The 22,676-nt window shown below is 49.6% G+C and carries 30 protein-coding genes and 1 tRNA gene; 20 read left to right on the plus strand and 11 right to left on the minus strand.

Annotation, left to right across the window (positions count from 1 at the left end):
- Positions 1 to 2 precede the first annotated feature (2 nt).
- Positions 3 to 1,046, minus strand: a complete 1,044-nt coding sequence (locus N836_RS45095) for a class I SAM-dependent methyltransferase (RefSeq protein ID WP_023071215.1) — start codon at positions 1,044 to 1,046, stop codon at positions 3 to 5.
- Between the two features lie 344 nt (positions 1,047 to 1,390).
- Here N836_RS45095 and N836_RS45100 point away from each other — a divergent pair, with 344 nt between their 5' ends.
- The 7 genes from N836_RS45100 (at position 1,391) to N836_RS72875 (ending at position 6,498) form a co-directional block, all read left to right on the plus strand.
- Entirely contained in the window at positions 1,391 to 1,615 is a 225-nt protein-coding gene (locus tag N836_RS45100; protein ID WP_023071216.1) for a DNA-directed RNA polymerase subunit omega, read from the plus strand.
- 104 nt (positions 1,616 to 1,719) lie between these two features.
- Positions 1,720 to 2,121, plus strand: coding sequence for a hypothetical protein (locus N836_RS72870; RefSeq protein ID WP_023071217.1), 402 nt, complete (start codon positions 1,720 to 1,722; stop codon positions 2,119 to 2,121).
- On the plus strand, positions 2,118 to 2,483 hold the full coding sequence (locus tag N836_RS45105) for a DUF1818 family protein (protein WP_023071218.1): 366 nt from the start codon (positions 2,118 to 2,120) through the stop codon (positions 2,481 to 2,483). The genes N836_RS72870 and N836_RS45105 overlap by 4 nt, the downstream gene beginning before the upstream one ends.
- Before the next feature lie 118 nt (positions 2,484 to 2,601).
- Positions 2,602 to 3,780, plus strand: coding sequence for a D-Ala-D-Ala carboxypeptidase family metallohydrolase (locus tag N836_RS45110; protein ID WP_023071219.1), 1,179 nt, complete (start codon positions 2,602 to 2,604; stop codon positions 3,778 to 3,780).
- 131 nt (positions 3,781 to 3,911) lie between these two features.
- Positions 3,912 to 3,985, plus strand: a tRNA-Pro gene (locus tag N836_RS45115).
- A gap of 3 nt (positions 3,986 to 3,988) precedes the next feature.
- The gene (locus N836_RS74115; RefSeq protein ID WP_081716798.1) at positions 3,989 to 5,242 is read left to right on the plus strand and encodes a site-specific integrase; all 1,254 of its coding nucleotides are present in this window, start codon (positions 3,989 to 3,991) and stop codon (positions 5,240 to 5,242) included.
- A gap of 104 nt (positions 5,243 to 5,346) precedes the next feature.
- Positions 5,347 to 6,498 (plus strand): pentapeptide repeat-containing protein, encoded by a 1,152-nt coding sequence (locus tag N836_RS72875; protein WP_051394518.1) that lies wholly within the window; start codon positions 5,347 to 5,349, stop codon positions 6,496 to 6,498.
- Positions 6,499 to 6,678: 180 nt separating this feature from the next.
- On the opposite strand, the gene N836_RS45125 is transcribed toward N836_RS72875, so the two are convergent.
- From N836_RS45125 to N836_RS45150, 6 genes are all read right to left on the minus strand, one after another.
- Positions 6,679 to 7,203, minus strand: a complete 525-nt coding sequence (locus tag N836_RS45125; protein WP_023071222.1) for a hypothetical protein — start codon at positions 7,201 to 7,203, stop codon at positions 6,679 to 6,681.
- Positions 7,204 to 7,393: 190 nt separating this feature from the next.
- Positions 7,394 to 8,812, minus strand: coding sequence for a hypothetical protein (locus tag N836_RS45130; protein ID WP_023071223.1), 1,419 nt, complete (start codon positions 8,810 to 8,812; stop codon positions 7,394 to 7,396).
- Between the two features lie 3 nt (positions 8,813 to 8,815).
- Positions 8,816 to 9,349, minus strand: coding sequence for a hypothetical protein (locus tag N836_RS45135; RefSeq protein ID WP_023071224.1), 534 nt, complete (start codon positions 9,347 to 9,349; stop codon positions 8,816 to 8,818).
- A 13-nt stretch (positions 9,350 to 9,362) separates the two neighbouring features.
- Positions 9,363 to 9,758: a hypothetical protein gene (locus N836_RS45140; RefSeq protein WP_023071225.1), complete on the minus strand. Its 396-nt coding sequence runs from the start codon at positions 9,756 to 9,758 to the stop codon at positions 9,363 to 9,365.
- Positions 9,751 to 10,335, minus strand: a complete 585-nt coding sequence (locus tag N836_RS45145) for a hypothetical protein (RefSeq protein ID WP_023071226.1) — start codon at positions 10,333 to 10,335, stop codon at positions 9,751 to 9,753. Before N836_RS45145 ends, N836_RS45140 begins: the two co-directional genes overlap by 8 nt.
- Positions 10,336 to 10,481: 146 nt before the next feature.
- Positions 10,482 to 11,054, minus strand: a complete 573-nt coding sequence (locus tag N836_RS45150) for a hypothetical protein (RefSeq protein WP_023071227.1) — start codon at positions 11,052 to 11,054, stop codon at positions 10,482 to 10,484.
- 42 nt (positions 11,055 to 11,096) lie between these two features.
- Between N836_RS45150 and N836_RS76355 the strand changes: the two genes are divergently transcribed.
- Positions 11,097 to 11,246 carry a hypothetical protein gene (locus N836_RS76355; protein ID WP_161634929.1) on the plus strand — a complete coding sequence of 50 codons (150 nt, stop codon included), beginning with the start codon at positions 11,097 to 11,099 and terminating at the stop codon, positions 11,244 to 11,246.
- Here the strand turns inward: N836_RS76355 and N836_RS45155 are convergent.
- The 3 genes from N836_RS45155 to N836_RS45165 form a co-directional block, all read right to left on the minus strand.
- Positions 11,243 to 11,473 carry a hypothetical protein gene (locus N836_RS45155; protein WP_023071228.1) on the minus strand — a complete coding sequence of 77 codons (231 nt, stop codon included), beginning with the start codon at positions 11,471 to 11,473 and terminating at the stop codon, positions 11,243 to 11,245. The genes N836_RS76355 and N836_RS45155 overlap by 4 nt on opposite strands.
- Before the next feature lie 17 nt (positions 11,474 to 11,490).
- The gene (locus N836_RS45160; protein WP_023071229.1) at positions 11,491 to 11,940 is read right to left on the minus strand and encodes a hypothetical protein; all 450 of its coding nucleotides are present in this window, start codon (positions 11,938 to 11,940) and stop codon (positions 11,491 to 11,493) included.
- A gap of 126 nt (positions 11,941 to 12,066) precedes the next feature.
- Complete coding sequence (locus N836_RS45165; RefSeq protein ID WP_152532064.1) at positions 12,067 to 12,342, minus strand: helix-turn-helix transcriptional regulator; 276 nt, start codon at positions 12,340 to 12,342, stop codon at positions 12,067 to 12,069.
- A 268-nt stretch (positions 12,343 to 12,610) separates the two neighbouring features.
- On the opposite strand from N836_RS45165, the gene N836_RS45170 reads away from it, so the two are divergent.
- Genes N836_RS45170 through N836_RS0137190 form a run of 3 tightly spaced genes read left to right on the plus strand, consistent with a single transcriptional unit; the run spans position 12,611 to position 14,573 of the window.
- Positions 12,611 to 13,993, plus strand: a complete 1,383-nt coding sequence (locus tag N836_RS45170) for a hypothetical protein (RefSeq protein WP_152532065.1) — start codon at positions 12,611 to 12,613, stop codon at positions 13,991 to 13,993.
- 3 nt (positions 13,994 to 13,996) lie between these two features.
- On the plus strand, positions 13,997 to 14,239 hold the full coding sequence (locus N836_RS45175; protein WP_023071232.1) for a hypothetical protein: 243 nt from the start codon (positions 13,997 to 13,999) through the stop codon (positions 14,237 to 14,239).
- The gene (locus N836_RS0137190) at positions 14,232 to 14,573 is read left to right on the plus strand and encodes a hypothetical protein (RefSeq protein WP_023071233.1); all 342 of its coding nucleotides are present in this window, start codon (positions 14,232 to 14,234) and stop codon (positions 14,571 to 14,573) included. Before N836_RS45175 ends, N836_RS0137190 begins: the two co-directional genes overlap by 8 nt.
- Here N836_RS0137190 and N836_RS45180 read toward each other — a convergent pair whose 3' ends face one another.
- On the minus strand, positions 14,574 to 15,317 hold the full coding sequence (locus N836_RS45180) for a hypothetical protein (protein ID WP_023071234.1): 744 nt from the start codon (positions 15,315 to 15,317) through the stop codon (positions 14,574 to 14,576). It lies immediately after the preceding gene.
- Positions 15,318 to 15,455: 138 nt separating this feature from the next.
- Here N836_RS45180 and N836_RS45185 point away from each other — a divergent pair, with 138 nt between their 5' ends.
- The 9 genes from N836_RS45185 to N836_RS0137195 all read left to right on the plus strand — a co-directional run.
- Positions 15,456 to 15,785, plus strand: coding sequence for a hypothetical protein (locus tag N836_RS45185; RefSeq protein ID WP_023071235.1), 330 nt, complete (start codon positions 15,456 to 15,458; stop codon positions 15,783 to 15,785).
- A 2-nt stretch (positions 15,786 to 15,787) separates the two neighbouring features.
- The gene (locus N836_RS45190) at positions 15,788 to 18,172 is read left to right on the plus strand and encodes a collagen-like protein 5 (protein WP_023071236.1); all 2,385 of its coding nucleotides are present in this window, start codon (positions 15,788 to 15,790) and stop codon (positions 18,170 to 18,172) included.
- A gap of 2 nt (positions 18,173 to 18,174) precedes the next feature.
- Positions 18,175 to 19,719, plus strand: a complete 1,545-nt coding sequence (locus N836_RS45195; RefSeq protein ID WP_023071237.1) for a hypothetical protein — start codon at positions 18,175 to 18,177, stop codon at positions 19,717 to 19,719.
- 319 nt (positions 19,720 to 20,038) lie between these two features.
- Complete coding sequence (locus tag N836_RS45200) at positions 20,039 to 20,677, plus strand: hypothetical protein (protein WP_023071238.1); 639 nt, start codon at positions 20,039 to 20,041, stop codon at positions 20,675 to 20,677.
- 14 nt (positions 20,678 to 20,691) lie between these two features.
- Positions 20,692 to 20,985, plus strand: coding sequence for a hypothetical protein (locus N836_RS45205; RefSeq protein ID WP_023071239.1), 294 nt, complete (start codon positions 20,692 to 20,694; stop codon positions 20,983 to 20,985).
- Between the two features lie 12 nt (positions 20,986 to 20,997).
- Positions 20,998 to 21,342: a hypothetical protein gene (locus N836_RS45210; RefSeq protein WP_023071240.1), complete on the plus strand. Its 345-nt coding sequence runs from the start codon at positions 20,998 to 21,000 to the stop codon at positions 21,340 to 21,342.
- 154 nt (positions 21,343 to 21,496) lie between these two features.
- Positions 21,497 to 22,021: a hypothetical protein gene (locus N836_RS45215; RefSeq protein ID WP_152532066.1), complete on the plus strand. Its 525-nt coding sequence runs from the start codon at positions 21,497 to 21,499 to the stop codon at positions 22,019 to 22,021.
- Positions 22,022 to 22,444, plus strand: a complete 423-nt coding sequence (locus N836_RS45220) for a hypothetical protein (RefSeq protein ID WP_023071242.1) — start codon at positions 22,022 to 22,024, stop codon at positions 22,442 to 22,444.
- A gap of 5 nt (positions 22,445 to 22,449) precedes the next feature.
- Positions 22,450 to 22,676, plus strand: a 227-nt coding sequence (locus N836_RS0137195) for a hypothetical protein (RefSeq protein WP_031291818.1), incomplete at its 3' end; no start/stop codon positions are given.

The raw sequence follows: 22,676 nt of genomic DNA on the forward strand, positions 1-22,676 counted from the left end.
GATCATCCCTTCTTAGCCACCCAATACTTGCTCATAAAGTGGTTGGATACCTCCACACTATGGAATCCGGCAGATTCCAATCGAGACTGCATATCATCCGTGCTGTAATGCCGATAGTAAGGCTCATGAAAAACTGAAGGAAAGTTATCCATCATCGGTGCGAACTCTGGATTATCTGACTTCTGGATTGAGTCACAGATAATAAACACCCCACCAGGCTTAGTTACGCGATAGCACTCATTGATCACCGTTTGGCGCACATCGGCAGGTAGCTCATGGAACAAGAAAACACTGACCGTGGCCTCAAAATAATTATCTAGATAGGGTAATGCCTCAGCATTAGCCTGAATCAACTGAGGCAGCGTGCCTGGCTCTTGACTTAGCAACTCGTTGGCTTTACGCAGATAGGTAGGAGACAGGTCTACACCATAAGGTGAAGCTTGCGGTAGCGTATCCCGAATCATCTTCAAGGTACGTCCGGTACCACAGGCCACATCCAGCACCTTCGGGTTCCCCGTCAGATTGTCAAGATGACGCTTCAGCGGAGCTAGAATACGCCGCCGCATTGGGTCAGCCGCACCATTAAACAATAGCTCTACTTGCAAATCGTAGAGATTTGCGGACATATCACTCAGGTAACCATCCGTTTGATGATGAAAGTTTTGTACGTAGTAGCTGGGATAGCCATCAGTATCAACATCAGCCCCAAAGTCTTGATACTGCTTCTTTTTTGAACGTTCCCAAACACTGGGGGTGTCAAAAACTAGCATGGGGTAGTACTTGAAAAAGTCATCCCAAGGATTATCAAACAACAAGCTTGCGGGATAGACTCCAGCTTCAGCATCCTGCCAGTCCACCTCAGTCAGCTCATCTAATCGCTGCTTTAGCAGCGATAGAGTAGAGGCAGGAATTTTAGATGTACTGCCCGGCTCAACTGGGGAAACCACTTCACGCAGACGGTTAATCAGAGTTTTATGGGTGTACCCAAAGGCTTGTTTGCCTTGCTGAAAAGTTTGATAAGCAAGTTTTGTCAACGTATCTGGCATAGTGCTCGGACAGGTAAACGTGATTAGGACTCTTGGCCATCAGAGTGACAGCAAGACACTGGTGTTGTGGATAGGCAGCAGAGATATTCCCAAAACTGACTCTACCTGCAACGCTTCAATCTCAAAGCCTCTGATGGCCAACTAGCCATTGCAGCCAGCTCAATGAACACAGGATTTAAGTAACCTGGCTCAATTTAAAACTGACCGCAAAATATTCATATATAAATCATTGTAAAAGTTCATAAAGGCAGCTGGGGGTACAAAAGCAAAATTGCCGTGCTATTACTAATGGGAAGCTGCGCTAGTATGGATGGGTTGTAAAAGCCACCCTAGAGGACTCATTAATGAAGCGTCTGGCAATTGATACCACTCAGATGATGCGCCGTACTGAAGACTTAATTAGTGCTGCATCAAATCGCTACCGCATCACTGTCCAGGTGGCCAATCGGGCACAGCGCCGTCGCTTTGAAGAATTTGACAGTATTGATGAATCTCGGATGAAGCCGGTATTACGCGCCATTGTGGAAATGTCAGATGAGCTGACTCAGCCTGAGATTATTGGTGAGTAAAGAACTGAAGAAACTGGCTTATTACACCGATAGGTCAGTTTGCTTCGGTATATACAACTAGCAGATATTTTTTTATTTATTACTTCGCATTTCTACTCAGCGGTATGGGCAAACAGCTTAAGTTTTGGTTCTTGGTCACTTTGACCACCCTCACGGTTTTGGCTGGCAGTATTTTACAAACGGGTGAGCCTCTAATGGCAGGTCAAGCACCTGCGATCGCAATTGCCAATCAGCTATACAGTCAATATCCAGACATTCCCCGCGCGACGACAGCCAACACCACTCTCCTCAGTCGATTTATTGACTATCATCTTGATGCCCAGGCCCGTCCTGCCCAGTATCATCTTGACTGGGAATTATCCATGGCTGATTATCTCAATGCCTCTTACAGCAGTAAGGCTGAGCAGCCCGCATTGAACAGCCGTGATCAGCAAGCAATGCAATCTCTAAGTCGTCAGCAGCGGCACGACCTCGTACGGAGCTTAGAGCAACACTTTACCCAATGACCGCACTGCTCAGAGAGGGTAAAGGCTGGCGAGTAGGCTGGGACGACGAGCGTGAAAATTTCAAGGCTTTAGTCGGCGGCGACAATTGGGCTCTGGAGCTAACCCAGGATGAGTTTGAAGCGCTACGGCGTCTGGCCCAGCAATTGGCCACCATCATGGCATCACTGGCCAGTGAGCTCATGCCCGATGAGCAAATTAGCTGTGAACAAGAAACCTCTCAGATTTGGATGGAAGCTGAGGGATTTCACCATAGCTACAGTCTCCGATTTATTTTACTTAACGGTCGCGGTGCTGAAGGAGCCTGGCCTTCCAGCACCGTCCCAGAAGTCTTAAATGGCTTAACCCATATCGATGTATTTTGATATGGACTTTAACTTAGTGTTTTACACTAGGCAAATGCACGGAAAATCCGGTTAATATTTGAATCTCCTGTTAACGGTAACCAGACAGAGTGCTTTGGCAATCAGGGTGTAAAACAATATGAAAAAGCTAAAAGTCGTTAGCGATACACAGTTTAAACAGCGTCCTGTTTTATCAAGCGATTTACCCAGACAGGAAAAGGTATTTGTTGCCAGCGGCACAGAGTTTGATCTGGCCAAAGCAGATATCGTTCAAAATGGCCATTTTAAGGTCACCCTAGCAAAACCCCTGGGTCCGGCCATGCAAACGGACTGGTATGTCTATAAGCCCGATGCCAGAATCTATGACACTAAGGTAAAGCTGACGGTGATTAGCGATACTTTATTCAAACAGCGGCCTGTACTATCTAACCAGCTTAGCGATCGCGAAAAGGTTTTTGTGTCAAATGGTACAGAGTATTACTTACAGTCCTACCTGCCAGCCGAGGGGCAACATGTTAGGGTTGCGATCGCAAACGCCTTTTTAGGCCCTGAAAATCGTACCGTCTGGTACGCCTATAAACCTGACATTCGTATTTTAGGTGACACCGTTACCCTCACCGTTGTTAGCGACACCCTCTTTAAGACATCGCCACAGATGGCATCACAGCTTAGCAACCAAGAGAAAGTCTTCGTCAAAAACAAAACAGAGCTAGAACTCGTTAAACATGAGCCTGCCCAAGCTAACCATGTCAAACTAGAACTAGCTGAACCTAGTTTCAGCAATCGTTCTGAGCGGATTTGGTATGCCTATAAACCCGATATTCAAATCGAAGGCAACGAAGAAGACAACCAGCCCAAAAACGAAACCCCACCGCCAAAACCTAGCGGCCCCTCCATTAAACTGCCAGGGTTTCAGAGCAGCTTCTACCTATCAAATTCCATCATTCCTGGCGGCCACTTTACCTGGGGAGAAGCCACCCATGGCGGTAGCCGCATTCCAGTCGATCGCAATGTCGTTTATGGCATTATCCGCATTGCCCGCGTTATGGAAGAAGTGCGTGATCGCTTAGGAGGACGTCCCCTTACCATTAACTCCTGGTATCGCGACCCGGTCACCAATCGCCGTGTCGGCGGAGCCAGTCGTTCACGACATCTAGTTGGCGATGCCGTAGATTTTGTCGCCCCCGGCATTCATCCTTACGATGTTTACGATCGGCTCAATCGCTGGTGGGGCTCTAGGGGTGGCCTAGCCAGTGCCACAGTATTTACCCACATTGATACGCGCGGCTACTACGCACGCTGGAGTTACGGGTTTTAGCATACTTCAGGCAAAGCTCTTAGCAGCTGATCGAACGACATTTGCATTCTGATTTAAGTGCTCGATTACACCAAATATTGCAGAAAGAATTTCTAACCATATGCTATGCTAGTCAAGCGTTAAAAACGCATCGGGGCGTAGCGCAGCTTGGTAGCGCACTACTTTGGGGTAGTAGGGGTCGTGGGTTCAAATCCCGCCGCTCCGATTGATGAAAACCGCTGATATCAGCGGTTTTTGTGTTTTAAAGCGCGGGGTGTATCAACTTATTGTTTGGGTATTGTCGGCGACTGGAAGCGACATTTTTGCGACTGGAAGCGACATAAACTGGTCGATAGTTGGTCTGCAAAAACTGGTGGTTGAACCTGTAAAACGTGCCCGTAAGGGTGAGGTTAAAGTCAATGTCGATAAGGGGTGGCTCCGGCTGCGGTGGAGTTACCAAGGGAAACGCCATGTGATGGCCATTGGTTTGCTGGATACCCCCGCAAATCGCGCACTTGCGGCTGCCAAAGCTGAGGTTATCAGAGCTGACATGCTGTCAAACCAGTTCGATAAGTCGCTTGTGAAGTATCGATATGAGCAGATAGATGCTCTGACGGTGTTAGAACTCTATCAAAAGTATGTTGATTGGAAACGCCGACAGGTAACGAAACGCTCCCTAGATAAGTACTTTGGCTTGCGATCGCAACTTGAAACTTACTTTGGTAGCCGCCAGGCGGATCGGGTCATCGAGGACCATGCTTTAGACTTCCGCGACTGGTTACTGAAACGGCTTTCACCGGCGACGGCCCGCGAGCGGATTGGCATGATGCGCAGCTGCTGGAGCTGGGCGATCGGTAAGAAGCTGGTGGCTGATAACCCATGGAAGAATGTACGGGTGAAGGCACCGCCAAAGCAGCGACCCAGGCCGTTTACTCAGGATGAGTATCGGCGGATTTTGGAAGCGTTTGCAGAGCATCACCCCCACTACCTGGACTTTGTGAAATTCCTAATGGGTGTGGGTTGCAGGCCGGGGGAAGCGGCAGGCCTGCGGTGGGGGCATTTATCAGATGGGTGCGATCGCATCTGGATTGGTGAGAGCTGGGGCCGTGGTGAGCGGAAGCCGACTAAAACTAACCGTGACCGGGCATTTAAACTATCGGCCGACCTGGTGGAGATGCTGCGAAAAAGGCAACCGACCAAGGTTCGACCGGATGATTTAGTGTTTACTAGTGCCGAGGGTAACCCTATTGATGACCACAATTTCCGGCGGCGGCATTGGACACCGGCCCTAGATATAGCGTCGGTGCCTTACCGGAAACCGTACAATACTCGTCATTCGTTCATTTCCCAGGCACTAGACCAGGGGTGGTCTGTAAGTGAAATAGCCTCCATCACCGGTAACAGTGAGGAGACTATTTTGAGGCACTATACGGGAAGTGTTAGAGGGGAAGCAGAGCTTAAGTCTGTCTGGGAAAGTGAGTAGTAAGTATCGGAATTGTTCATTGTTTCTATTTTGTTCAGTCTTTCCTGAATGAGCTTCATTCCAGTTGAAGCTCGTTCATATGCTTGCAAATAGAGGTAGACCCAGTGGCAACCGATATATCTGTAGATTTAGATCGGCTTGACCTCCGAGAAATTTTGCTGCGTGGTTCAGACACCTGGAATCAATGGAGAAAGGAAAATCCGAATGACTCTATAGAGCTCCGTGGGGCTGACCTCCGTGGGGCTGACCTCCGTGGGGCTGACCTCCGTGGGGCTGACCTCAGTGAGGCTGACCTCAGTAGGGCTAACCTCAGTAGGGCTCAACTCAGTAGGGCTCAACTCCGTGGGGCTAACCTCCTTGGAGCTAACCTCACTGAGGCTCAACTCCGTGGGGCTTACCTCAGTGGGGCTTACCTCAGTGAGGCTAACCTCTTTGGGGCTGACCTCAGTGGGGCTCAACTCCGTGGGGCTCAACTCCGTGGGGCTTACCTCCTTGGGGCTGACCTCAGTGGGGCTGACCTCAGTGAGGCTAACCTCAGTAGGGCTAACCTCAGTAGGGCTCAACTCAGTAGGGCTCAACTCCTTGGGGCTGACCTCAGTGGGGCTGAACTCCGTGGGGCTGAACTCCTTGGGGCTGAACTCCTTGGGGCTGACCTCAGTGAGGCTAACCTCTTTGGGGCTTACCTTACTGCAGAAGAAACTTTCGGCATCAAGATTTTTGACCAAGAAATAGATCCAAGAGCTCTCGAAAAATTAAAAACCGCGCTTTCTAATTACGCAGAGGCAGCTGGCTACACAGATCCAGAAATACTTTCAGAAAAACGAGGCTCTTTTTTTAGTAGGATTCGATACAAAGTAGCCAAAATTTTGACTCCTGAAGTAATGGCAGAGGCTGCACAGGAAGGAGAAGATTTTTATCGACGCGGCAAAGAAAACCTTAAAGCACAGCTAGAGAAGACAGGAGTTGAATCGACTCAAAAGCTGGCTAATGCAACCGCTGAGCTTCTTAAAGCTGTAGAGAACTTTGACAATGTAGTTTTAACTCTCGGAAAACTGATAGTTGTTAAGCACACCGCGCCAGACTGTGAGCCTAGGATAATTGTCAGGACTGTTTCAACGGAGATTCAAAACACGCTAGAGTCTACGCCACATATTCTTGATGATCCAAGAACTTTATTAGCTTTTCTTCAAAGGGTAGACACAGTTACGCAAGATACTCCCTTGCCAATCATTCCAGAAGAAAGACAAATTGGATAACAGCGATTTCAGTACATCATCGCCAAGGTCTTTGTTGGGTGGAAGCCCGCACTTAAATCGACTATTGAGGCAGGCCCTGATTTCCTGCGAGTCGCGCAACTAGTCAACGTAGTTACGCGGGTTTCATGCACAGGCCCCAACGAAAGAATGGGGCGTTGACCTGTGTGCCAGTTGGCCTTTTTAGACCAGACTTAGTCCAGGCTCAAATGGGTCTGTAGTTAATGGTCCAAATGGGTCTATATCCATTGGAGGAATATTAGCCCAATGGGTGGGTTGAGGAGTAAGGGTTATTCCAGTATCAGGATTGCTAAAAAGAAAGCCATCCCAGTCACATATTGCATAGCAAGAATCAGCATCAGCAATAGTCCCTAAAACAACACTATTGGCAATAGGTGATTTCTGTTCAACAGATATCCAAATACCAGCTTGGTATCGAGAAATCAAGCTCAATTCTTCAGACTTATAAAAGTAGTCAACACAGTCTTCTTGTGTATTGAATGTATCCCAAACATCGCCGGTTTCATCTACGACTGGACCTGGGTCATTAATTTGCACTTTATAGCCTACGTAAACTGGTTCATTATCATCCCAGGCACAAATGCCAATAACAATGCCAATTCCTTGGTTTGTCCTAACAACATCACCCAACAGAAAGTCAGGGGTAGGAACAGTTTTTGCAAGTATGTTTGCTCTTTCGATATTCATTGTTTTCTCATTAGTAAATAATGTGACAATTAAGTGTCAGTGAGTGTCACTGACACCTGTCAGCTGACGTCCGTTGACAGGTGTCAGGGTGACATGTCAGTGACGTCAAGGCCTGTCAGTGACATGTCAGTGACGTCAGCGACAGTACAAAAGACTTTTTCCATGACACCCCATGACACTGACACTTTCGCTATGTGCCAATCAACTTGAACTTATAGAAGTGCCCTGCACTTTCCATTGCAATCCTTGGCTTTTCTTCTTCAGACATACTGATTAACTTCTCCCTGATATCTCCTACCTTTAGGTCTCCATCTTTTTTGGTGATGGTGATGCCTCTATAGACTGTCCTGGGAGTAGCCAGCTGAGGATTACGCTGAAAGTATTCAACTATTCGCTCATCAATTGTTTTATCCGTTTTCATGGTGTTCATAAACGGATTGTCAGCAAAACCAGGATGACTGGTTTCACTTTCTGGTTGCCTTGTCGGGCAATTTCCCAAAGGTTTTAAGGCACCTAAATAATCAGGGATCTGAGATAGACATGGGCCATTGTTATCCCAAATTTGCCAGTATCCAGATAGAGATTTAACCTGTTTTTTCTGTTCTTCATCTAGTTGATACCCAGTGAATTTAGAAAAAACTTTGGCCATCCATGGGTTGTTTTTCCGCTCTCCAGTAACGGCAATAGTGGAGCAGTTTTTAAGGATGTCAGCCTCAATATCCAAGGCTCCTGCATTGGATGTCTGAGTGAGGATACCGCCCAAAAGCCCCATACCTGCTCCTGTAGTCAGCAACCGAATGAAGAAGGTCTTTAAGCGCTCCTTGGTGGGATTTTTGACCAAGGCACGGATGCTGATGTATTCATCTACGACAAAGGCGTGTTTAGCTTGCTTACCTTTACCCTGGAGGCTGCTATTTAACATCTCCTCCCAACGGTCGAGAACCCAGTTAAGCTGACCGTCTGTATCTGTCGGGCTGATTAGATAACCATTCCAAGACTCAGGCACTTTGTCAGACGCTTTCAAGGATATGTAGTCAACCTGAATGTCCGTTAGCACATGGGCTGCTGTGGTTGTCTTGCCGTTTTGACTGCGACCAAACAACAGCAGATGCGGAGCATTGCCAGACAGTTTGACCGGAGCAATCGGCAATGTAGAACTCGGTTTAGCAGCAGCCTTAGGCTCACGGGACTGGCTGCCAGTTACCGTCTCCGTCGTAGTCGACGTCTGCGACGTAGTCTGTGCCCCCTGAGCTAGCAGCTTTTTTGCGTCAACAGCTTTGGCCAAGATAGGTTTGACCTTTTCATCTAGTTGATCCTTAGGGTAGTAACGCCTCAGCGTTTCCAGGTCTCCTAACTCAATTGCCTTGGCTTCATCGTCGCTGAGTTTGGTGGCCGCGCCGGAGATAATCAGTCCGATCAGGGCCGATGCGATCACACCCCCTGGCATGACTGTTGATAGCAAGCCACCACCAAACACCCCAACGACTACGGCTATCAGCTGAGATGGCAGACTGTATCGCTCTAAGGCATTAGCAACCGCTACTTTTCTGCAATCACCCAAGGCTTCATTTAGCTCTTGCTTGAGCTGAGACTTTAAAGTTGCATCCATGGATTAAGCCCTCCGCTGCATCATTTTGCGAAACGCGAACCATAGGGAGAAGCCACAAACAATAGAGACAATACGCCCCATATTGAGCCAGTTGATATCGCTGATCATGGGTGTCCCATATTGGTTGTCGAATATGTCCCAGGCCCAGCTACAGACAGCCAGGTCTATGGTGAACGCTGCCAGGGCAACATAAATCCGTCGTAACCAGGCCTTGCGGGGTGTATTGACACTGCAGGTAAAGGGACGAATCTCAGCATATTGGATGACCAATATGGCAATCAGCCCAGTGATATCGACAATCATGCCTGCCCGGTCTAGGACATTCTCAAACAATCTGATGTAGGGGCTGATGTTGGAAACAAACAGCTGTAGCGGAATGATGAACGTGGCATAGACCAATATCTTGACTATCCAGCTATCAATCTTGTCTGGATTGTTGCCCAATGCATCTGCTTGTTTTTTCAGGTCTTCTGCCCCTTGCCGTACACGTTCAGCAGTGCGTTGAACTCGGGTCCATCCTTGTGATTTTGCAGTCATTGATTTTCTCCTCTTATCTGGAAACTCGTTGTTGGATAACGTCTTGGTCTGGTGTGCGAGCGATGTCGGTTAACGTGCCATCGGCAGTAGGTAGCGCTGTGTTGCCATATAAGTCACACACAGGGGTATTGAGAGGCACATTCTTCACCTGAAGAGAGGCACTAATCTGGCTGGATTTAAGCAATGAGCACCGATTTAAATAGCGCTCATTTGCTTTGTATCGCTCCAGCTCTGCTAGTTGGGCCTCTCGCTCCTGGCTAACTTGCAATTGTTTGACCTGGGCCGCATGCTCTTGCTGGGACTGAACATCAGGGTTAAGGCTGGTAATGACAATGATGCCACCCACCGCTGTCAGCACCAGGCCGCCAGCAACCTGGAAAAAGTTATCTCCATTGACTCGTCTAATCACTGTTAAGCAACTCCATTAACGCCGTTAAACTGTCCTGGCCGCTTGTGCTAGCCCCCTCAGTTGCACCCAGAGAAGACGCTACCTGAGTGGTTTTCTGGCTAAACAGGCCGCTGATGGCAATGGCTAAGCCAATGAGGATAAAAGCCAGGCCTGTCATTGTTTGAGTGGATAGCCCCTGGGATGGAGCTTCAACATTAATCATGGCTGGATCTACCGTCTCAGTAGTCACCACTGATTCGGGCAGCAGATCTTTAGGCAACAGAGTGGCAGGGACCAGGGGAACCTCAACACCATTGATTTTGCAATTGCCTTCTGCATCCAGGTAAAGGTGAGCCTGTTGAGTGCTGAGGCCAGCAGGTTTGACGCTGAAGCTATAAAAATTGTTGTTGTAGGGCATCCCCCAGCTGACCTGGGTAGAATCGCCAGGGATGGATGTTTCCTGCAGTTGAGAGCACGCAGGCCTAAAGGCAAAGGATTCTTGCCCGGCTGGCGGCAAAGTTTGTTGGCTGGGTATTTCTAGCCCATTAAAGACATAGGATTGTCCAGGGCTATAGGGCTGTAAGAGTGTTGTTGTCATATAATAAATTCGTCCTTTTCGCGGGACACTAGGGGGATAGGTGGCTCAGGCTGCCTATCCCTTTGGTTTGAGTTGAATTTCAGGCTCCCAGGTGAGCGGATTGTGTTGTATTGCCATCACACCCATGAGAACTATGGCGATCGCAACTAACCCCCAGCACCACCAGCGGCCTGGGTAGGCTTTCCCCGTAACTCCTCCATAGCAGTTTGTAATTCAGTATCTAAATTACGGTTATGAATACTGAGAGCTTCTGACCGCAGCTGGTAGCGCAATGATGCTGTTTTTACTTCCTCGGCCTTGGCTTTGACTTTGAGCGCAGCTGCTTCCTTTTTCCTGGTGACTTCCAACTGATTTTGGTAGTCAGCATCGGTGGCAGCGACAAAGCCATCGCAGGCATCTAAGAAACGCTCAATATCTTCCGCCTCAAATGATGCCAGAGGCGCATTCCCGCGTACATCAGAGAGATTTATATCAGTGGGCAGGGAGGGCAAATCAAGTGCTCCTCGATGGTTACCTGTGCTGATAGTTAGCGTTGATATTTCAGCTGCTTCAGACTCCTGTGTCTGCTCAGGCTGTACTGAAAACTCATTCAATAGGCGGGTTACAGCATCCTGGTCAAGACCGTTACTGGTATCAATATTTAGCTCCTGACAGCGCCGATGGACGGTGGACTTAGAGAGGTTGTTTTGTGTGCAAAATTTATGCAGAGAAATAGTCATGATAAAACCTTTGGAACGTTGCTGGAACAGGCTTAGAACGCCTTGGAACAGATTAAAAGTGTTGTTTTAGTGGATTTGGAACGTCTTGGAACGTTGCTGGAACAGGCTTGGAACGCTTTGGAACGCCCTGAGCAAGAAAATCCGTTCCATCCAAGTTCTGTCAACGTTCCGACGCGTTCCACTGAACGCTAATCGGACTCGTGCTGGACTACAGCACTTTCTGCGCTATCAACACCTTCAACAAGACTCACCTCAAAGTCACCGCTGATGACCATGGCTTCTTGTTGATCAGGGAAAAAGGCAACTTCGACGTTGTCATTGCCCCAGATTGAGAAAGCGCTTGGTGGGTAGTAGGTCAATATTCTGACGAGAGCAGGATTTTGAGCTGTTTGTCGTTGAGTTAAGTTGGACTGCGACATTTCAGAATAGTTTTGAATTACAGGAGCAATGAGCCTTCTAGCTGGCCCACTTTGTTGAGCAGGGATTGTGATGGCTTCTCAATCGCATCCAGCTCTTTGACTAATCGCTGGTGTCGTTGATAGGTTTGCTTCCACTGGTCAAACTGCATGAAACCGCCACGGTTCTTGTAGTCCTGGTATGCATCGACTTGCTCGTCTGGTTGCACAAAGACACAGCGGTCTGGGTGGGTGGCCCAGGCCATGAGACTTGTAAACTCTTGTTCGCTGAGTCGATAGGGTTCGGTGACCGTGGTGAGCCAGTAAGTGATTTCGTTGTCGTCGGTTAGGCGATTGATTTCGTGGATATTGCCAAATAGGCCAATGACGCGGTCTTCGCTCAGCTTTAGGAATGATGGTTGTTGGTACATTGCAAATTGTTTTTTGACACTACAATCTGTGGCCGCAATGCGACCTGTGCTCTGCCTCACAGTGGGTGAAGCGTTAATTTACTTAGAAAGGCTGTTAATCAGGCATAATTGATCAGTCCTTCTTGAATACATCGCGGTATTGAATTGGACACTTTGCGGCGTGGGTGGAGCCACGCCGCAATTGATTTATTGCGAGTTAGGTGGCTGCCTAAAAATAGCGGCTAACCCATCAATATCAACTTGAAATAAACGACAAAAATCAGCCATTTTGTCAGGAGAAAATTCGGGAATGTGTTCCCCACTTTCCCACTTTTGGACAGTTCGGGTAGTGACGCCTAAGGCGTCTGCTACATCCTGTTGCCGTAGCTTAAGCTCCTTACGTCTGTTCACAAATTCATCATTCCGAGACACATCCATGAGACCAACTTCCAATGGAAGCTGCTCCCGGCGATTAGAAGTCACCCGAAGTTGACTTCGGGTAAATATTAGACAATAATGTACCCGAAGTCAACTTCGGGTACACATGTTTGCCGGAAGTGCAGCTTCCTTAACGACATGCATGGGGGTTCTGCTTTGCCGACAAGGCCCCAATGCATGTCTATTGTCTCAATTGATTGGACTCACTTCACCCCGAACGTATGCACTACCGTACCTGGATATGCATATTTAATAAATATGGGCCATTCCCCTTATGTTGAATCTCCTGAAAGACGCACTACCCAATGACCCAATGGCCAGGCGTCTATGTACGACCTTTGGCTATAAATGGCGAACGATTGAACGTCCTGAGGACGCTACCAACGCTACCGACTGGACAACCCATTCATTTCCTATGCGCCCGCGTGCCCTTTGGTCAAGATGGCAAGACGCGGGCATTTTGATAGGCGTCCGTTTTCCCAATCAGACCCGCTATGCGCTCATCGATATCGACGCCGGTGGCGACTACCACGACGCCAGCAGCTTAGAGCAAATCCGTGAAGCCCTTGAAACCATAGGCATTGTAAGAACGATCCTCACCCGATCGTCCTGGTCGGGAGGGTGGCATCTGTACTGCCCATTGCCAGCGCCGGTGAGCACCTTCAACCTGGCATGCACCTTAAAGCACTGCCTGGAAGCCCAGGGAATCAAAGTTAAACCTGGCCATTGTGAAACCTTCCCCAATATCAAGCCCTATGGCAGGAAATGGGAAGTCACAGAATATAACGGCCACCGGCTGCCACTACAGCCAGGTTCAGGCAGCTGCATTCTTGATCACAACCTCAATCCCACTGCTGGAACCCTGGAGCGTTTCTTTTGGCAGTGGGATTTTTGTATGCAGGCCCAGGACATGGAGTTACTTATCCCAGCGCTGGAGCAGGGCCGTGAACTGCAACGCAAACGACGGCGATCGAAGGCAGGCAAACTGGAAATGTGGGCCGATGACCTGCGAAGAGAAATTGACCTGGGGTGGACCGGCCACGGCCAGACCAACGGCATCCTAAAAGCGATCGCATGTTATGGGCGAGTATTTGAAGGCCTGGCCGATGACGAACTGGCGACCTATGTAGAGCAGATGGCGCTTACCCGCGATGGCTACCAGGAATGGTGTCGGCATCAGGGTGCGATCGCAAAAAAAAGCCGCGCCTGGGCCAAATGGGCCACACGATTTTGGTGGCCAATCGGTACGCAACAAGCATCAGCTTCGACTTCTATCCATGATGGTGTGGTCAACCAGAACGACGAGAAACAACTCGACGCCCGGCGACGCATATCCCAAGCCATCACCCATCTTTGCAAGAAGGGAGAGCTACCCGAGGGAGTCACGGCCAGGATACAGGCATTATGCAAGCTAGCCCGGACCAGCGTTCAAACCCTTTACAAAAACCTAGCTCTCTGGCACCCGGACCATTGGTGTGTAATACCAGAGCCTGAGGGGGGTGGAGTGCGATCGCGCGATTGTAACGAAACATCAACCAATCCCCCAGAACAACCACCATCAGAGGGATTACACACCTTAGGGGAGTTACTGAGGTGTGTACCCGTGAGGGACGCCCAAAAAAATCTTTACCCCAGGGGAGAAGGAGGGGGTTCAGGGGGAGGAGAGGGGTTTTCCACAGGCTGGCAGGGGGTCTGAGCTGTGGAAAACCTCCGTCCTGAGGCTGCTCTTAGAGAGCCACCTATCGACTTTTCAGACCAGATAGCCAAGGTAGAAGTCCTAATGATGGTGGCTGGATTGACCTGGCGGTCCCCATTAATTCACCAGTGGCTAACTCAGTGGCTAGACCAGCCCACGAAAGATTGGTGCAGCTTTGATGACATGGAGCTGCTCGAAGAAAGGCTTTGCATAGAACTTATCGACGGAGGGTTAGGCCGTGCTTAAGTTGCTAAATGTGTTGGTTGCGATCGCCCAGGCCCTGGAGCGCCAGGCCGTGGCTCAAGAGCGAATTGCCACGGCTCTGGAAACTCAGCAGCTGCCCGAGACTGGCGATAAGGAACTAGCTGCCAAAGTTCTAGGTGTCAGCGTCCGCCAGGTGGAACGCTATCACAAAGAATGGATACTCAATGTTCACTACAGCTACCAGGGCCGCAAACCGACTTACAACCTGGCACTGCTCCGCGACTGGAAGGCCAATAAGGAAAACCCCACAGCCCACCAGCGAGCAATCCAGATTTGGCAACGTAGCCTACCCAGCAATCAAAAGAAGCGGGCGTAATTACTGATAGTTGTCGTTATCGTTATAGACGCTGTAGTAGCAACCAAACTGCTCCCAACCCTCAACCATGATCCAATTCCCTGCACCCGTGCGCGTAGTGCCAAGGTAACTCATGGTCGCCTCATAGACACCGGGTTCTACAGAGATGCTGTGAAAAGGAGCATCATCGCTACATTCCTCCGGCAAGCTTGCTGAGTCTGAATAGTATCTACCACCTGGGTAAGCAGGGATTGTAAATGAGTAAGTCGTCTCAGACTCCAAGCTGTTCAGAGTAACCGTAACGGTTTCAGGTACTTCATTCTGAATGGTCAGAACAGAACCATTGTCGACTCGCTCAAGCAGCGCTGGAGCCTCTAAAGTGTTGAACGATTCCAATTGTTGAGTGCTTGAAAAGTCAAAGCCTCCATTGCTGAGCAATCTTCCAGTTGTCAGAGCTACAAAAAAGCCAAAAACAACTAGCCCTCGATTCCGATCAGCCCAGCTACCTCGCTCAATAGAAACACCACGATACCAATAAAATTCTTTATTTTTATTAGTTGTTTTTCGAGCTTTCTGACCACCTCGCGTACGCACGGGCTGTGTTTTCCCTACCACCTCACGTTCCCGCTCCAAATCTCTAATTATCTTCTGTACTACCCATTCCGGCGATTGACCATGGTGACGTTTCTTATAGCCTCGATACAGCCGAATGGATGTCGCTCTGTCCTTTGTTAGGCGGGTAATACCAGATATATCAACTTGCATATTTAACCCTAGCTCTTATTAGAAATTCACCCCGGAATTCAACTGTCTGGTCAACCATTAAAAATTGACCAAGCTCATATTTAAAAAGTTCACGTAAGCTATTATCTGATTAATTCAAAATTATTGAACTATCGAACTATGCGATTTCTGGATACTGATATTTTTGATGACGCTAAGACTGGGGCTAACGGCATGGAGAAAGTGTTGTTGCAGTTACTAACGGCTTACTATTACATCGCTAATGGTGTGACGTTTAAGCTGCGTGAAGCCTTGGGCTCCGATTCAGGGAACGAACCTGTCATTAGTTGGAACGGTCCCTACAAAGCTGCCGATGGGACAACAAGAATCACCGTGGTAGCTCACTTTTTGGTTAGTGAAGACGCATTGTCCCCAACCTATAGCGGTCTTTATCAAGCTGCTGAAGCCATGACCACATCAGATCCAGCTGCCGCTTATGTAGGCGATTAAGTGTGAGCGTTCCTAAAGAAGTCATCTCAGAACTGAATAGATTAGAAAACCTAGCTGCTGAAGCTGGCGAGTTTACGACTCAAGGCAGATCGTATACAGCTCAACGTGATGCATTGGCAACTCAATGGGCAAATCGCTCAAGAGGTTACACAGACAGGTTGCGTAGCGCCAGCCCTACACCCGCTACTAACGGGCCAAAACTCAACGTAACGGGTGATACAGCGCTAGCCCAAATCCAGTCTATTGATAGATATATTCAGCGAGATGACATCTCTCCGAGGCAACGTAGCGATGCATTTAACAGACGTACTGCAATCCAAAATCAGGCTTTAGAGGCTAGTAGGGTTCAGCGGCAAAACCTACAACAACAAGTCACATCACGCTCCAACCATACCCCACCATCAAAGGGAGGGCCTTTAACAAGTAGTCATCAGTTTATTAATCCAAAAACAAGGCCTACACCTAGCAGGGGTTACCCAGGCGCTGGTTCCAATTTAGGAAATGGAGCACGAGCATTAAATGGGTTAAACAAAGTCTCTAATGCACTTGGAGTCGTTTATGGTGCGGTCAACGCACCCGGCAATTTTAGGCAAGGTTATGCTGAAGGGTTTAACCGGGGGCGATACGTTCCTGGTTTAAGCGAAGCCTCAGGCGTTGCTCAAGGATTACAAAATACGCTGACACCTTTCTCCCCTTCAGCGTCAGCAGCAGGTTTTTTGACTGGCCTTGCTACAGGCGCTGTCAACAGGTTGTTTGGCAAAAACAAACCTGATAGTGAGCGTGCTCCAGAAATCACACAGGACCGTCAGCTTCCCTCTGGCATAACCATCCCAACCAATGAAAATGGAGACCCCATAGCTCAAGAACCTGGCAGAGTTTATGACATTAGCTTCAGGGGCAGGTCATGTAGACCAAAAGAAGGGACCTGCGGTAACTGGAGTGAAGGAGAAAGAAGAGTCGTAGGACCTGTAAGGATAAAAATTGAGCGAAATGAACAGCAAACTCCAAATCCTGATGGAAGCCCCATTTATGGAAAAACGGTCAAAGTTATCACAGGCAATCCTGAAGATGATTTCAATATTAGAGGCTCTACCAATGAGGATGTGTTTGATCCTGAGGGAGAAATTACAGATTCAACTCCTGTGGATGGATTGCCTGATAACTACACACCAAATCTGCCAAGCGCCCCCAAAATACTGGCACCAAGGTCAACGCCATATGAATCCCCAGGCACTGGCCCACAAGACTCATCCGCACCAGAGCCAACACCTAACGCAACCCCCCAGGACATCGCCTCTCCAACTATCCCATCACCCTCTCAAGGCTTGTCGCCAGGTGTTGCACCTGACTCTGGCCGGAATGAAGCACCAACAGCACCGTCTGTTCCGGGTTTTCCACCGTTGCCGCTAATCCCCGGCAACGCTACCAACGCTAGCAATAATCGGAAACCAGAGACTCAATCTGGCAACAACGGCAATAGCTCTAACCCACCGGACAGTTGCAACAGTCGATGTGGTCTCCCAGGTATTAACCAAACTAAAAAAACTGAAAAAAGGATACTGGACGCTCTTGGAAACCTAACTGACCTATCAGGGCTAGGGCTGCTGGTAACCATCCTAGACATCGTCAACGGCATTAGTTCAGCTGTTGGGGTCTCAGCATTTCCCATGTCAGTCCCCAGCATATTGAACAAAAAATCAACCGAGACCACGACGCTCAACAACCTGGGTGAAGCTCACCTTTGGCAGGCCAAAAACTTAGATTCCACCATTGGCGGCTGGCCCAATACCATCCAGGACTTAGATAGTGGCAACCCACTAGAAAACCTCACCGTCAGTGACTCACTCGCTGAGATTCAAGGGATGCTAATGGCTATGGCTGTGGGGCAAGGCATCAACCAGCAGGGCATTTTCAAAACCTTGACCGAGACCACTGGCATCAAACAGCAAACCATGCTGGCCCGACAATTTGCACAAGGTAACGCTGAGTATCTGGGGTACAACCTGCGCCAGACTACTCGCCAGGTGCCTAACACATATACACCCGGTGTAGAGAACATCTTGGAGCTGCTTAACCCAGGTCATGTACCGATGGAAGCCGTCGAAAATGTTGACAACATGGACCTGCAAAGCTGTCTACGTGAGCTATGTGCATCAGCCGCCATCATCCGGGCTGTGTTCTTTAGAAATACCGGCACTAACGATATTGAACAGGCCCTGCGCGAACGACTAGACCAGGCCCGTAATGTCAACGAAACAGCAGGCGGCTCCGACTTCGACGAATATCTACGACAGGTAGAACAAGGCTTTGGGCTATCGAACCCCTATGGTCGTGACCAAACTCAGGGGCCTCAACTCAGAGATCGCAGTGACAACACCACACCATAACCATGGGCATATCTCTCAACGCCGCTACCCTGTTTAGCCGGGTCAATGCTCGTACCCGGCAGTTCTCACGCGGTCTATTTCAAGCGGGCGGCGGCCTTAGTGCAGCTGGGGCCGCTGCCGGATCACTGTCGTTGGTCAACCATCTGAAGGGGTTTGCTGTGGGTGCGGTACTGCAGGCCATACCCAGTATGATTTGGTCATTCTCAAGCCTGTGGACCCTGTTTTTTCAGAGTACGCTTCAAATCTTTTCATTTGACTGGAACCGGCCTGACGAGGCATTAGACCAGCAAGTCAGAAATCAATGGACGGCCTATGGATCGGTTCTCGGCAGTGTCACGGGTAGCACCATTGGTTACCTAGCCTGTGGCGTTCTGCCAGCCACATCGCTGTTTGCCATTGATGAGCGCATGGCCTTGTATGTCACCCAACAGGTTGGCGAGGAATTTATAGATGAGTTCATTGGCCAGGCCGCTTTCGCCATCCGGCTCGCCGCTCGAAATTTAGTCCAGCAAGGGGCCTTTGATGTTTATAAAAATGTCCGGCGCTGGCTGAAAGAAGATTCCAATCCCATTCTTAATACCATTCTGGGGTCTCAGAGAGCTGAAGAAATTAAGGCAACCTGGGGCGAACAAAGTGCAAACCCCTTTACTATCTATGGCGCGATTGATGAGCAGGTGGAGCGCATCCCCTCAGCCTTTTGGCGAAACTTCACTGAGGAAATGATCGAGGAAGTCTTTGATAGCTGCATCGAAGCTGGCTACGTTGTCGCGTACTCCCTCGATGGCTGGTTTGCGCAACAGAGAATGGCCCAACAGGAAGCTGAGCGGGTGGTAGAAGTTCAGCCGGATCGAACAAACGACCGTGAGAAAATTGTGCTCGCCGGTCCCGAAAGTCACGTTAAAGCGGGCGTTTCTCAAGCGTTAGTATCCCATCAGCTGATTCAGAGTCGAGATGTGGGGCAACTGATCGGTGCGCCGGTTGATGACTATGTCAGAGAAAAAGAGCTCAGTCTACGTATCAAATTCCAGCTATACAGCGTTGATGCTCCTCCCTACATCACGGTCGGGGCTAACGCTGTACAAAGGGTCACCATAACGGTCCCCGATGTCAAACGTTCGGCCTTAGACTGGCAGCAGCTCAGAGCCGCTTTAGGTGGGCCAAATGGGTATCTATGGGGACGATGGCGAGCGACAGCACGGCTAGGCAAAAACGAATATGTGTCTGCATTTGGTGCGACCGCAGACGAAGCAGAAGACCGAATAAGGGCTGTAATGACCCTCAGTAACTCGGTGATTCAAACCGTCACCGTAACGGAGGAACGACGGGCAGACGAACGAATCATAAACCCCCGGTTGCAGAAAAACGTGACCAGGGTGTATCCCGGTCACGTCACAGTGGTCAACCGACAGCGGGTGCTGGCCGCCGATCAAGGGCGGGTCTCGGTGAACGGTAGTTTTATTGATAGGCAAGCGCGTTTTGAGCTGTGGCGCGATACGGCCCCCCGCAACTTTCAGGCAGACATCGCCGAACTCCTTAGGTTTGCCTAGCAATCAGGTATTCACGTTCTTTCTGGATTTGATCCAGCACTTGAACATGAGTCATGTTCAACTCATTCTGTAGCCGCCTAACCAGCGTGATTCTAGGCCTGTACTGATAGGGCCGCCCAAACCTGGTTTTTGTTCGGAGCATCGCCCGGCGGCTACAGGTAGACATGCGAGCGTAAGCGATTGTGACCATGGTTAAAAACTAATTGTCTTAAGAGACTCCCTTAAGGGGTGTAATACACCACACGCCCCATCTGGCAGTGGTTTCACCAAAATTCTTTTGCTATCGTAGCGAACGAAATCACGATAGGAGTACAGGCGTATGGGCTCTGTCTATGGGGCCAGGACTAAAGTTGCTGTCACCCCGTTTAATGGTTCAACGATCAACTATGGTTTTGCAACCAACTGCACAGAAGCGGAGCAAAACGTTTTAGGACACACTCAGGTGGCTGCTGTTGTAGGCATCATCGTGTATGGTGCATCCGCTCCCAAGCCTGGGCGAATGACTAAAAACCCAGATGGCGCTCAGGGTGGTCCCAATACCAACACAACGTCGTTTGTGGATTGGGAGTCAATCAACGGCGCAATTGCCGCTGACTGGAAACTAGTGCGGGGCTCCACTCGGAATCCTAAGCTAGGGCGCGGGTCTAGAAGTATACGGGTTAAGGCTGAGATTGCTCCACAGCTACTCAAAGTGTGGGACATGAAAACTGAGCAGTTCAACCGGATTACGGCTGCAACGCTCGCTGAGATGGGGATATCAGCCTATGTACAGGCGGATCTGAACAACCCTAATGTCATTCAGGGTGACAACAAGATTGAGGGGGCTTCGGTCTTTGGGGCTCGCTCTGATGAGGGCTTAAGCATCGGATTTATTGACCACACCCGAGTAGACAATATGCCCGCTGGCTGGGCCGCTTTCGGCAGAGCCGTGACGGACGATCCACGCGCAGCAAACTAATAGGGCTACACACGATGAGGACTGAGATTGCAGCAGATGGGGTACCGGAGGTGGTGATCACCTATGAGGAATCGGTCTCTAATGGATGGCTATCCCAAGGCGGCATTATCCTGCCAGGGCATCCGTTGTATGCAGAAACCTTAAACGCTCCATCCGCTGACATTTTGGACAGCCTCAGGTTTGGTGATAGCTCAAACCAACGGCACATCATTTTTGGCCGCAATGGCCTGATGCGACCAGCAACTGAAACCCAATTGGATGCATACATCCATGAGGGTGAATACGACCAACGACTAACCCAAATTTAGGATTTTTCAACTATGGCAGACATCACACCCACTATGGTGAACGCCCACTTGGGCACCAACGTTTTTGAAGACGATGGCAGTGGCAATGCCACCCTTAATTTCAGCCTGCTGACGGGTGACATAGTCGGTATGGACTCCCCATTAGCAGAAGGCGCTATCAAGCTTTTAGATGCACTTTCAGGGACCGCCGTTGCTGAATATGACGCTGACAACGCTAACGATGCCCGCTCTACCTACCCAGTGATCAACCGCGTACCGACGACCATTGATGGCGATCCAGCGTTACGGGTCACTGGCACCGCCGTTGCTAAGGTGGTCATCGGCGATAGCTTGGATGAAGCTGTAGCTCTTTCATAGTGCAGGGGGTGAGGTCACCATCCCCCAAAGCTTTTTAGATGCTTTCCCAGGTGGCCTTGTATTTTCGTTGCGGCAAGCGTACAGCTCGGTTTCGGGGCCGTTTTTTGACGGGACACCCTCAGACCTGTTGACCCTTAACAGTGAGTCCATTCACTTGAATAAAGAACACGGGTCCATTCAAGTGGATGACGATTGGCTGACCACTCAAGATGGCGCTAGCTTGATTAGCTCTTCGCCGATTTCAGTCCCAACGACTCGGTTGATTAGTTTGGTCATTCGTCTATCGGCGGCTCGCACTGGCCAGCCCAATAGGGGCGATATCTACGTTGGTAATTCCAGTGCTGCAGTTGATCGGCTCTTTACCGTCTTCTCAGACGAGATTGCCTATTTTCGGGTCAATAAAGGCGGGGCATATCTAGGCACCGGGATACCGATGGCCGCAGATCAACCCTTGGTGTTGACTGCCAATATCTCGCCTGATAGACAAGATATCTGGCTGAACGAGACCTTGGTTAGTTCGTCTGACTCCTTTGTTGAGCCGAATTTGGGGCCACTCACGTTAAGTCTGTATGGGGTTGACTATGCCTTTGTTGGCATTTGGAGCGGGGAAACTATCCCGTCTGATCCAACCGCTGTGATTGCCGCCGTCATGCAGGAATTCGGCATTCCCACTAATTAGATGGTTTGGCAATATGCAGGGCAGGCACAGGTATCCGGGAGTGTTCTGTGGAGCATTCCCATCCCCGTCTTTGGTGAGCACGTAAGGCTGACCTATAGCTCCACCAATCCAACGGTGCTAAATGCGGGCTTCCGTGGCTACATGCGGGTGAAGTTCACCGATCAGAATATTGTTTCTAATCGGTGGCTTCGCATTTGGCCCAAACCCCAATCAGAAATGGTTGTAATGTCTCCCTGGGAACCCGACTTAGGCCGTCACGAGGTGCAGTTCAAAAGCAGCCGGTATGTGCCGGTCGATGGGTGGAGTGTGGTGGTGGAGTATTGGGTACCGCAGCGAGACCCCATTGAAGACATCGTCGAGGACATTGACCTGCTGGTGGATGACCTCGTTGACGAATATCAGGAGCAGGATTTGAACCCGTAAGTTCAATGTTGAAAATAGTTGAATGCAGGCCTGGGCGAGCTCAACAGTCAACGCCCATCGACCTGGAAAACCTACCGGCCACCATTGGCAAAGGTCAGGGCGATACGTATCAAATGGCCGTGGGTGTTGACCCACGGTCTATTTATTTTCAATCTCTGTCCAGAGTTCACGCGACCCTTTACCGAGAGGGCGATGACATTTGGTTGCGCGATGGCAACGGGAAGCCCAGTAC

Origin of the sequence: Leptolyngbya sp. Heron Island J, assembly GCF_000482245.1 — a bacterium.
In the GTDB taxonomy this organism is placed as follows: Bacteria; Cyanobacteriota; Cyanobacteriia; order Phormidesmidales; family Phormidesmidaceae; genus Leptothoe.

What these genes read in the sequence shown, in the direction of transcription:
- N836_RS45155 (WP_023071228.1), bottom strand. Translation starts at nt 11,473, where the DNA reads ATGTCGCAGTCCAACTTAACTCAACGACAAACAGCTCAAAATCCTGCT.
- N836_RS45125 (WP_023071222.1), bottom strand. Translation starts at nt 7,203, where the DNA reads ATGAATATCGAAAGAGCAAACATACTTGCAAAAACTGTTCCTACCCCT.
- N836_RS45180 (WP_023071234.1), bottom strand. Translation starts at nt 15,317, where the DNA reads ATGCAAGTTGATATATCTGGTATTACCCGCCTAACAAAGGACAGAGCG.
- N836_RS45135 (WP_023071224.1), bottom strand. Translation starts at nt 9,349, where the DNA reads ATGACTGCAAAATCACAAGGATGGACCCGAGTTCAACGCACTGCTGAA.
- N836_RS45095 (WP_023071215.1), bottom strand. Translation starts at nt 1,046, where the DNA reads ATGCCAGATACGTTGACAAAACTTGCTTATCAAACTTTTCAGCAAGGC.
- N836_RS45130 (WP_023071223.1), bottom strand. Translation starts at nt 8,812, where the DNA reads ATGGATGCAACTTTAAAGTCTCAGCTCAAGCAAGAGCTAAATGAAGCC.
- N836_RS74115 (WP_081716798.1), top strand. Translation starts at nt 3,989, where the DNA reads ATGAAAACCGCTGATATCAGCGGTTTTTGTGTTTTAAAGCGCGGGGTG.
- N836_RS72870 (WP_023071217.1), top strand. Translation starts at nt 1,720, where the DNA reads ATGGGCAAACAGCTTAAGTTTTGGTTCTTGGTCACTTTGACCACCCTC.
- N836_RS45110 (WP_023071219.1), top strand. Translation starts at nt 2,602, where the DNA reads ATGAAAAAGCTAAAAGTCGTTAGCGATACACAGTTTAAACAGCGTCCT.
- N836_RS45100 (WP_023071216.1), top strand. Translation starts at nt 1,391, where the DNA reads ATGAAGCGTCTGGCAATTGATACCACTCAGATGATGCGCCGTACTGAA.
- N836_RS45105 (WP_023071218.1), top strand. Translation starts at nt 2,118, where the DNA reads ATGACCGCACTGCTCAGAGAGGGTAAAGGCTGGCGAGTAGGCTGGGAC.
- N836_RS45205 (WP_023071239.1), top strand. Translation starts at nt 20,692, where the DNA reads ATGAGGACTGAGATTGCAGCAGATGGGGTACCGGAGGTGGTGATCACC.
- N836_RS45200 (WP_023071238.1), top strand. Translation starts at nt 20,039, where the DNA reads ATGGGCTCTGTCTATGGGGCCAGGACTAAAGTTGCTGTCACCCCGTTT.
- N836_RS45210 (WP_023071240.1), top strand. Translation starts at nt 20,998, where the DNA reads ATGGCAGACATCACACCCACTATGGTGAACGCCCACTTGGGCACCAAC.
- N836_RS45150 (WP_023071227.1), bottom strand. Translation starts at nt 11,054, where the DNA reads ATGACTATTTCTCTGCATAAATTTTGCACACAAAACAACCTCTCTAAG.
- N836_RS45185 (WP_023071235.1), top strand. Translation starts at nt 15,456, where the DNA reads ATGCGATTTCTGGATACTGATATTTTTGATGACGCTAAGACTGGGGCT.
- N836_RS45170 (WP_152532065.1), top strand. Translation starts at nt 12,611, where the DNA reads ATGGCCAGGCGTCTATGTACGACCTTTGGCTATAAATGGCGAACGATT.
- N836_RS45220 (WP_023071242.1), top strand. Translation starts at nt 22,022, where the DNA reads ATGGTTTGGCAATATGCAGGGCAGGCACAGGTATCCGGGAGTGTTCTG.
- N836_RS45145 (WP_023071226.1), bottom strand. Translation starts at nt 10,335, where the DNA reads ATGACAACAACACTCTTACAGCCCTATAGCCCTGGACAATCCTATGTC.
- N836_RS45195 (WP_023071237.1), top strand. Translation starts at nt 18,175, where the DNA reads ATGGGCATATCTCTCAACGCCGCTACCCTGTTTAGCCGGGTCAATGCT.